The sequence below is a fragment of the Bacillus sp. AFS017336 genome, assembly GCF_002555445.1.
Classification (GTDB): Bacteria; Bacillota; Bacilli; order Bacillales; family Bacillaceae_G; genus Gottfriedia.
On the sequence record NZ_NUCO01000043.1, the window covers coordinates 1 to 9447 of the forward strand.

Consider the following 9447-nt stretch of genomic DNA (forward strand, 5'->3'; position numbering starts at 1 on the left):
TTTGTAATAACTAACTCGTCAAAGTCTTCTTCATTTTCATATATTATTAATTTATCATCAGGGTCCATCTCTTCATAATAATCTGATTTTACTCCTGATTCGATTGCCTCTTTTACAGTAATAATTTTTTTATTTGTATTATCTAATTCTGGTATTTCATAATTTGTTGCTATAAATAAATATCTACTCATTTAACCCCATCCCGAATAAAGTGTAATTTTTATTAGTTTAATCTTATTGCTTACAATTGTTCAGTTATAGAAATTAAAAAGGATTTTTAACATTTTTTAAAAGTCTATTAGCTACAAATAAACTTCTTCTTATTCAACTATTGCATCAGTTAGTTGAATAAATGTAATTTCAAATTATGACTTTTTAATTTTCCATGACTACTCTGATTCAATCTCGCTAAGCATAATACCACTTAATTCCGGATTACTACTTGATTCAGTGAAAAAGAAAAATGTTAGTTCATATTTTCCAAATCGATAAGATATGACTGGGCTTGTAACTTTCTGTTTTTGTTCTTCTTTATAAGGTTCTCCGAGTGTATTTTTCACAGTTACAAATGATGCTTGGTAAAACTGGGCATTGGGCGAAATATCAATTACTTTCTTTGTTTTTTCATCAATTTCAATGGAAGCTTTCTTATATCTTAATGTTAAACCAGGTATATTTGTATCTTCCGGCTCTCCCATTATCTTATATACCCCATTTTTTGTTTCTCCAATTGAAATAGGTACATCAGGAACTTTTCCCTTTTTTGCTAACTGAGCAATCTCTTTAATTTCTGCAATTTGTTTCTTAGAGTCTTTACGTAAAATAGTGTATCGAGTCGTATTAAAAAATTCTTCGTCATGCCAGAAATTAAATAGTAATTGATAATCTCCAACCCGATATACGACGTAATCTTTCCCTTCTATTGAAGGTTTCCCGAAATATTTGGTTAGTTCATTCCTTTTCAGTTTATCAAGTCGCTTATCAACTGACGTTATACTTTTTATTTTATTTTCATGAGTTATCTCAAATTTTGTATCATGTTTCGAATAGATTCTACTTCTGTATTTCATAGGAATTAGTCCATCTGAAAAAAGATCCATAAAAAATGGATGCATCTTAGTTGGTTCTTTATTCATGTCTTCTTCTTTAAACATATCAGATTTTCCCCAGTTTTTTCTAATCAATGCTGAAGATTCCCCAAGTTTAAAAGGACTGTTAATCATTTTACCTTCTTTTGCCTGTTTCTCAATCTCTATTAAAAACGCTTTCTTTTTAGACTCTATTTTATGAACCTTTAAAGAATGTTTTGTATAATTATAGATTGTCGGTGCAAAAAAACCTAGTGCGACAACTGCCGCAATTAATAATCCTATAAACAACTTGTTGCTTTTAATATAGTTCAAATTATTATCCCCTTAATATTTTACTAAAAGTCAGTATATCGAATATAACACAATGATACCTACATTTGGTTAAATAATTTTAGATGATTTTGTAATTTATCTTTATAGAAACCTCTAAATACAAAAAAGCAGCCAGTAGCTGTTTTATAATGTTGAACTAACGCATTGCGTTAGTTGCATAAAATCAAATTTAATTCTTTGAAATAACATTAGCCGTAGTTAATTAATAGATAGTAAGATACAGTATGCAAATCCTCCAACACATAAAAATTGTTTCAAGCCTATTTTTTTAGTTCTTTTATTATTACTCAGTTGACTACTTATTCCAGCAAATAAACATGTAATTAAACTTAATGAATATGAAATGACCATATTAATTCTGGTTGAAGAATGTAACATGTCATAAATACTATAAACGGAATAAACAATAAATAGAATTAAGCCACAAAAAGCTAAATAATCACAGATTTTCTTAACCACACACTCAATCCTCTCGTATTACGATGATAACTTTAATAAGTTTACCTTCAACTAAAGCATTGCTTAAGTTACATTAAACAAAAAAGCATTAATCCATCAAAAGAATCATATAATTGCAATTTCTTATTGAACTAAACTGCCATTTTGTTGAATAAGGAATGATATACTAATGTAAAAAAAGAGGGAATCAAGAGGAGTCAACATGACTATTTTAATGATTATTTTCGCTATCATTTCATTTTCAGGTTTGATAATTTTTACTTTTAAAAATAAAGAGTATTATCATAATGAAACTATTGATACAAGCACTTCAGAAGTTTTAGGAGTAATATTTTTATATATTGTTAATTTATTACCGTGGTATTTAAAAAAACTATTTATCATACTACTTTTCTTGGGGTTATGTATATCTTGTTTGTGTTATTTTATTTATGAGTAACGGATTGTTTTAGGGTGTTATATAAAAAAAGATTACTCAATCTTATACAACTAACAGGTGCTTTAGTTGTACAAGATCAAACTTTTTAAAAGGTGAGAAAAAATATGAAAGTACTTAATAATTATTGCCAATGGCTCTTTAAGAAGAAATCGTATCGTGATTTAAGCGACTTAATAACAACTTCTTTAGGAGTATTTTTATTAATGGCAACCGATTTTTTTAGCATTTCTTCTGATAATATTGTAATCCCTATAATTCTTATTTTTGTAATGTTTAATACTATTTTTTTACTAGAAGACATCTTTCAAAATTTGCTAGGTTCAAAAAATAGAGATATCCCTTTAATTATATTTGGAATAATATTAGTTTTAATTTTTATATTATTAATTGTAATTAGAGATTTCGGCGAAGGGGTTCTTTAGAATACCTGCTTATGCAACTAACTGTTGCGTTAGTTGCATTAGAAAAATTCAAGAAAATAATAAATTTACAGTTACTAGACCTATAATTGAAATTCCATATAGTGACCAAGCAATTCTCTTGTTACCTTTTGGTATGCTCTTAATTTAAAATAATAAATCTTACCTTTTGTTACTTTTTGATTTGTGTAACTTATTGTAGATTTTGTTTTAAACGTCGCTAATTTAGTATAAGTACTATTTTTGGATGTACTTCTAAATAATACATAACCACTTGCTTCACTACTTTACTCCATGCCAATTTTATTGAAGTACTGTTGACCCTAATTGCTTTTAGATTTAAAGGCATGGCTACCATTGGAGTCGCACTTACAATAACTGAATAAGAACTATATACTTTTACTCAGTTTATACTTCGATATGATCTAATTTCATAGTAATAAGTCTTACCAGTATTTAAACCACTGTTTGTATATCCTACAGCATTATTACTCGTAATTAGGATTTAGAATATGTATTAGGGAAACAATTAAACAGGGTAGAAAAAAGTGAATATTATAAAACGTACCGAATGATTGATATAAATTAATATCTATTCATTCGGTATATTTTTTAACTTTTACTAGAGGAACAATTCTTATCTTATCGTTCATGTTGATTTTTTCGACGTGGATTAATAGCTATATAACAAAGGAATTTTATGTAGATAAGGGTTTTATTGCCATTTTCTTGCCTACATTTTAAAAAAATTTACAAAAGTATTGCCATTTTTTTGCCTATATTTTAAAAAGATTTACAAAAATCTACTCATATATTTACATCCCCTCTCTACAATTGAGATGTCAGATTATTTTAAATTGGAGGGAAAATAATGAAATCTAACATGTTAAAAAAAGTAGTAGTGGGAACTTCATTAACTTTGGTGATGTCACTTTCTGTAAAAAGTACATATCTCCCATTTAATGTTTTATCCAACAGTAGTATGTCGTCCGTTGCGTTTGCTAGTGAAGGAACAGTTCTTGACATTAATTTTGACAACAATGTTGAGGATAGCTCTTCAAGTACTATAACTCCTCAAATCAAAGGCAATCCAGGATTTGTTCAAGGACGAATTGATCAAGCAATTAAATTTACATCAAAAGGACAATATGTAGAACTGGGCAATCGTGACGATTTACGTTTCGGAGAGACCACAGATTTTTCTGTTGCCTTCTGGGTTAAATCAGACAATATTCAAGGAGACCCTGCTATCATTTCAAATAAGAGTTGGAATTCTGGAAGCAATACAGGTTGGAATTTAGCGTTGAACAGTTCAAAACAACTTGATTGGAACTTCAAGACATCCGGAAGCGATCGGAAAGATTATAATATGGAAAATGTTGCTGATAATCAATGGCATTTCATTGTTGTAACGCATGATCGTGATGGGAGTGCACGCTTTTATAAAGATGGTAGCTTAGTTCATTCTATAGATATTTCTGGAATGAAAGGAACTCTTGATACTTCTTTTACGACGAAAATCGGACAAGATGGTACAGGAAATTATGGTTCTACTCTTACTGCCGCAGTGGATAATCTTAAAATCTATCGAAATGTTTTGAGTGAATCGGAAGTCCGCGCCATGTATGATAATGCACCTCCACTTCAACCGACATCAGTAGAATCAATTTCTTTGGATCAGACTGAACTCAATCTGAAGGCAGGAGCACCTATGCCACTGACAGCAACGGTTTCTCCATCAGATGCAACGGTAAAAGATGTGGAATGGACATCTAGTAATGAATCAGTAGCAAAAATCGAAATGATTAACGACCGTCCTACTATCATTGCAGTGAAGGCGGGCGAAGCAACGATTACAGCCAAAACGGTCAATGGTGGTAAAACAGCTACAGCTAACGTACATGTATCCAACTCCATTGACGTGTCGGGAGATGGGTTGTTAACTGATAATGATCTAAAACTCATTCTGAAAAACCAAAATAGTCGTGAAGGTGACAAACGTTGGAAGCATGCACAAATAGCGGATATTAACAATGATAAAAAAGTGGATCGCTTAGATGTGCAAATGATAAAAGATAAGCTGGCACCTTACAAGAAAGATTTTCTTTACAAGCGAGTAGTATTCATAGGAATCGATGGAGCAGGAAACGGGGTAAAAGACCCACAAGCAAATGCAATAAATATACAGAAGCTAATGAGTGAAGGCGCAGGAACATATGAAGCAAAAGCAATGATGCCGACGATTAGCGGGCAAAACTGGGGATCCATGCTCCATGGAGTTGTACCTTCAAAACATGGTCTGAACAACGACAATTTAGGTAATCCTTACCCTGAAAAAAATCCTTATCCATCTTATATGAAACTACTAAAACAAGAGCGTCCTATGCTTAATCAAGCTTCCTTTACTACGTGGTCTCCAATTAACAAAGGAATTATTGAAGATTCTGCAGATGCTTATAAAGTAAATGGTGGGAACGATAATAATACGACACAAAAAGCAGTGGACTACATCAAATCAGAAGGTAAAAATAGTCGTAATATATTTGTTCATTTGGATGAAGTAGATGGAGCAGGTCACAACTATGGCTATGGCAGCCAGAGATGGTATGAGGCATTACAACAAGCGGATCAGCATGTTGGGCAAATTGTCCAAACTTTAGAAGAAGAAGGACTGATGAAAGATACTCTAATTATCATCACAGCGGATCATGGCGGGAAAGGTTATAGTCATGGTGGTTCCTCCCCAGAAGAACAGACCATTTTCTGGACTGCTAAAGGAAAGTCTATAAAGCCTGGCACCGTATTGTCGGATGTAGAAAATATAGATACTGCTGCCGTCATTGCTCATGCTCTACGTTTAGATATCCCAGAAAATTGGGATGCACAACTTCCTCCAAGACTGTTTCAAGTCAAAAAATAAGATAGTAAAAAACAGGTACATTTTTCATTATTAAGAAAAATGTACCTGTTTTCATGAATTCTCATTCTCTTTCATAAAGAGAGGAATGTTATTTTTTAAATCGTGACGACTAATAGGACTATCTGCTTTATTGCATTAATCGCCCTCGTTCGCCTAATAAGTCTTACTCCATTAAATGCCTATACATAAATTCGTTCGGTATGGCGGCCTTGCCGTAATTGGAACAGGAAACTTCGGCATGTAGGAGAACTCCGTAAAGACCGTGGTTATCGGTTCCATTAATACTGAAGCGACACATACGGAAGTGACAGTAAGGTGCACTTTCCTTACTGATCAGTCCGTCGTGCCGCCCACCTGAAGTTTATTCTTACTATTCTTTCTCTTAATGAAAAGCCTTACTTAAAGGTAATAGGTTTATATGCCTTCCAGTTCATTCAAGAATTGGCTGTTTTTGTTTTAATCTTAAATTCATTTAATAAGATTTGTTCTGTCTGAGGCGCTTTAATACCAAGTTACCAACACCCCAATCCTCCTAAAGCATATTATTTATTGAAACCTTTGTATTTGTACTAGCATAAGTAGTGCCTAGAAAATTTGTCAATGCAAAGGCAGAAGTTGCGATTGAAAAAATAATTTTTTTATTCATCTCTTCCTCCTTAAAAATATCTTGAAAGAAATGTTTGAATAAATCATTCTTCTCCTCAATAGTTTATAAACAAAGTTTAGCTCTTCAATCTTTCATTTCCCTATCTTTAATCTTACTTATTTCTTAAAAAATGAAACAATTTACAAATATTAAAATACCTATTTGTGATACTTAACATTTAAACTAATCTGCCATTTAGCGAAATAGAGGACGATCATTATTTTAAGACGTTCCCTTTAGAATCACAAAATATAAAAAAGCAAAGCAATTAGCATGCTTTTTCTTTTTTTTTAGGTTGTTTTCGCAAAGTTTGTTGCTTTAAGTAGGTAAAATTGACAACACTATAGTGACTGATGACTTTTTGAGGATTTACGATTTTTTTAGATTTTTTAAAAATTTAATTGTGTAACGAATTGTTTGAATTAACATAATTAAGAAGATCAATAAGAGAATAATTGCAGGAATCACGTAACTCCAAGTATTGTTATGAGGAATCACGTAAATAACTAACCAAGAAAATAGCAATACGATTAACAGTAATGCAATATTCGCAATTAATAGTCGAATAGACATAATACTTTTATATTTGTTAGATTTCTTTCGGATTAAAAATAACAAAATCAGAAAAAGAACACTGACAAACCAATGTTTAATATCCAAAAAATCACGCTCCTGTAACTCTCCTTATACAACTAACGCATGCGTTAGTTGTATAAGGGTGACTTAAATATTTATGTATCAATTAATTTTTATTGGTACTTTTCTTTTGCTTAAGAATTTCCACTGGAACAATAAATGAAACGTAAATAAATGATATAACTAATAATATAGTTATCGTATATCCAATACCTTTTGATAAAAATTTAATCGGCTTTAAACCAACTGACACTAAGGTTAGATAAATAATGTGATACAAATATGTTAAAAAAATAAATATAGAAACGTCTTTAATACTTTGTTTCCAATTTATTTTTTTTGATTCGAAGTAATAAATAGCATTCTTTCCGATAAAATACATAACCACATAAAAAAATGCGTCTGTTAAATTTATGTCTTTTCCACTTAATAATAAAATGGCATATATTATTCCAATAATGACATATGGTCTTAAACCATTTTTTAAAAACTGTTGCCTTATTTTATTAATGAAAGGTCGCACAAGATAACTCCTTAGAAATTTGTATTTATTTGAATTTTACCATAATTCATCTAATATTTTTTATAATAATTAACCGTTTCTCTTATGCAACTAATCTGCCATTTTGTTTAATAAGAAAAAGCGATCTCCTATTGAAGAATCGCATGCGTTAGTTACTTAAGCCAATTCAATTTTTATTTCTTAAAGACCCTCCCAATAATGGTTATTATTTAAGTTTTTAACACACCATTGGTAATGACCATCTTCACAATTATGAGAATAAAAATTGGCAGAAATAAAGCTATATATTAGTACGTACAAATATAATCTTTTTCTAACACCTTCACCTAATGTTGAAATAATTATGTTTAGATATCTCTCATATAAATTTGCATTTAACTCATTATACATATCAAAACATACCCAACTTATTGCGATATCAAATAAGTTGTCACCGTACATTGTCATCAATCCAAAATCGATTAATCCTGTAACTATCCCACTCTTACTAATTATTAAATTCCCAGGATAAAAATCTCCGTGAATTAAAGAATATTCGCCTTCATAACCAGATGACAAAATTTCTACTAATTGATTAACTTTTACATCGTAATTCACGACATCTCTTTTGAAATAAGACTCCAGTTCCTTTTGTTTTTTTAAAATTATTTCTTTCAATAATTCATACCAACTATTTATTTTTTGTAAAGATATCTGGTTATCATTGAATAGAGTGAAACCTTCAAGATTAGATTTTATTTTTACAGATTTTAATTCAAGATTTGCACTAAGATATGTTTCTATCATTTTATTTTGTTCGCTATAATTCATCTCTGAGAGCATACTTTGCATATTACTACCCTCAATTCTTTTTTCAATAGTTACTAAAATGCCGTTTTCCTCAAAGGTATCGTAAATATAAGGAAGATCAAAGCTCAAAGAACTTGAATCAATCTTAGAGTAGAAATCTTTTAGGGTTTTTTGCTTATTAGAATCGGACATATTATTATACAACTTCAATACTTTATTATTGTCATAAACATAAACCTCGGCTTCCATTCCCGAACCTAAAAATTCTGATTTAGAAACATTATATTTATCCAATACTATTGATTTAGCATTAATTTTTGTCATCTAACACCTCTACATTTTCTTATTTGTTTATTGTACCAATTAGTACAGTAAACAAGGTCAATCGATTCAGACCTTCTTTCAATTCAATATTCAGTATATGTACTTCAAATTCCTCCTTAGTCAATATAAGTCTTATTGAACTATACTGCCATTTTGTTGAATAAAAAAAATCGACTAAACAGTCAATCGTAGTTCAACATAAGCATGCGTTAGTTCAATAAGATAAGAAACTCTTTTTTTATAGAATTTTTTTTGATTGTTTAGAAAATCCTTTAATTATAGGAGGATTTTTATGAAAAAGTTACTAAGTTTTTTAGTTGTATCTATATTTCTATTATTCGTTACACCTATTTCAGCAAAAATGAGAATTAATAATTCAGATGGAATTTTAGCTAGAAGTTCAAATTTTAGTAATAAACGTATTTCCCCTCGTATAGATAAATTTTATACAAGCATTCCTGAAAAAGACAATTGGGTTATGGTTCCAAAGGATACTAAAAAAATTACATTTTTTGTTGAAGCATCAAATACTGAAACTGTCTTATTTTGGTTAGTACCTACTGGAACACAGACATGGAACGAAAGAGAACTCATTGGATACCATATTAATAAAGATGAGGACGGTAAATTTAAGTTTACATGGAAAATTGATAGGCATTTACATGACCACCTGCATATACAAGCATTGAGTGAAAATGAAATATCGGGTTCAATTATCAATATAGCTACCTATCCTTAAGATAAAGATAGGTAGCTTTTTTGTTCAACTACCATGGGAGTACTATAAAAACTTCCATTAACTGTTGTGAATCTGAGGATTCATGGGTGGCTAACGCATGCTTTAGTTCAATTACTTTTGAAATATTAA

At 30.4% G+C, this 9447-nt stretch carries 7 protein-coding genes and 1 pseudogene; 3 read left to right on the forward strand and 5 right to left on the reverse strand.

Features of this window, described 5'->3' with window-relative positions; all coding sequences use genetic code 11:
• Together CN601_RS21585 and CN601_RS21590 are read right to left on the reverse strand one after the other, a co-directional pair.
• A pseudogene (locus CN601_RS21585) lies at positions 1–191 on the reverse strand (magnesium transporter); the annotation flags it as partial.
• 198 nt (positions 192–389) lie between these two features.
• Positions 390–1403, reverse strand: coding sequence for a DUF4309 domain-containing protein (locus CN601_RS21590; RefSeq protein ID WP_098172314.1), 1014 nt, complete (start codon positions 1401–1403; stop codon positions 390–392).
• A gap of 1023 nt (positions 1404–2426) precedes the next feature.
• Between CN601_RS21590 and CN601_RS21600 the strand changes: the two genes are divergently transcribed.
• Both CN601_RS21600 and CN601_RS21605 read left to right on the forward strand, forming a co-directional pair.
• Entirely contained in the window at positions 2427–2744 is a 318-nt protein-coding gene (locus CN601_RS21600; protein ID WP_098172316.1) for a hypothetical protein, read from the forward strand.
• An 868-nt stretch (positions 2745–3612) separates the two neighbouring features.
• Positions 3613–5661: a LamG-like jellyroll fold domain-containing protein gene (locus CN601_RS21605; RefSeq protein ID WP_098172317.1), complete on the forward strand. Its 2049-nt coding sequence runs from the start codon at positions 3613–3615 to the stop codon at positions 5659–5661.
• Positions 5662–6676: 1015 nt separating this feature from the next.
• Here CN601_RS21605 and CN601_RS21610 read toward each other — a convergent pair.
• The 3 genes from CN601_RS21610 to CN601_RS21620 form a co-directional block, all read right to left on the reverse strand.
• Positions 6677–6967 (reverse strand): hypothetical protein, encoded by a 291-nt coding sequence (locus CN601_RS21610; RefSeq protein WP_098118180.1) that lies wholly within the window; start codon positions 6965–6967, stop codon positions 6677–6679.
• 82 nt (positions 6968–7049) lie between these two features.
• Positions 7050–7466: a hypothetical protein gene (locus CN601_RS21615; RefSeq protein WP_098172318.1), complete on the reverse strand. Its 417-nt coding sequence runs from the start codon at positions 7464–7466 to the stop codon at positions 7050–7052.
• Positions 7467–7646: 180 nt separating this feature from the next.
• Complete coding sequence (locus tag CN601_RS21620; RefSeq protein WP_098172319.1) at positions 7647–8579, reverse strand: aminoglycoside phosphotransferase family protein; 933 nt, start codon at positions 8577–8579, stop codon at positions 7647–7649.
• Between the two features lie 292 nt (positions 8580–8871).
• Between CN601_RS21620 and CN601_RS21625 the strand changes: the two genes are divergently transcribed.
• Positions 8872–9318, forward strand: coding sequence for a hypothetical protein (locus tag CN601_RS21625; protein ID WP_257131781.1), 447 nt, complete (start codon positions 8872–8874; stop codon positions 9316–9318).
• The last annotated feature ends 129 nt before the right edge of the window (positions 9319–9447 follow it).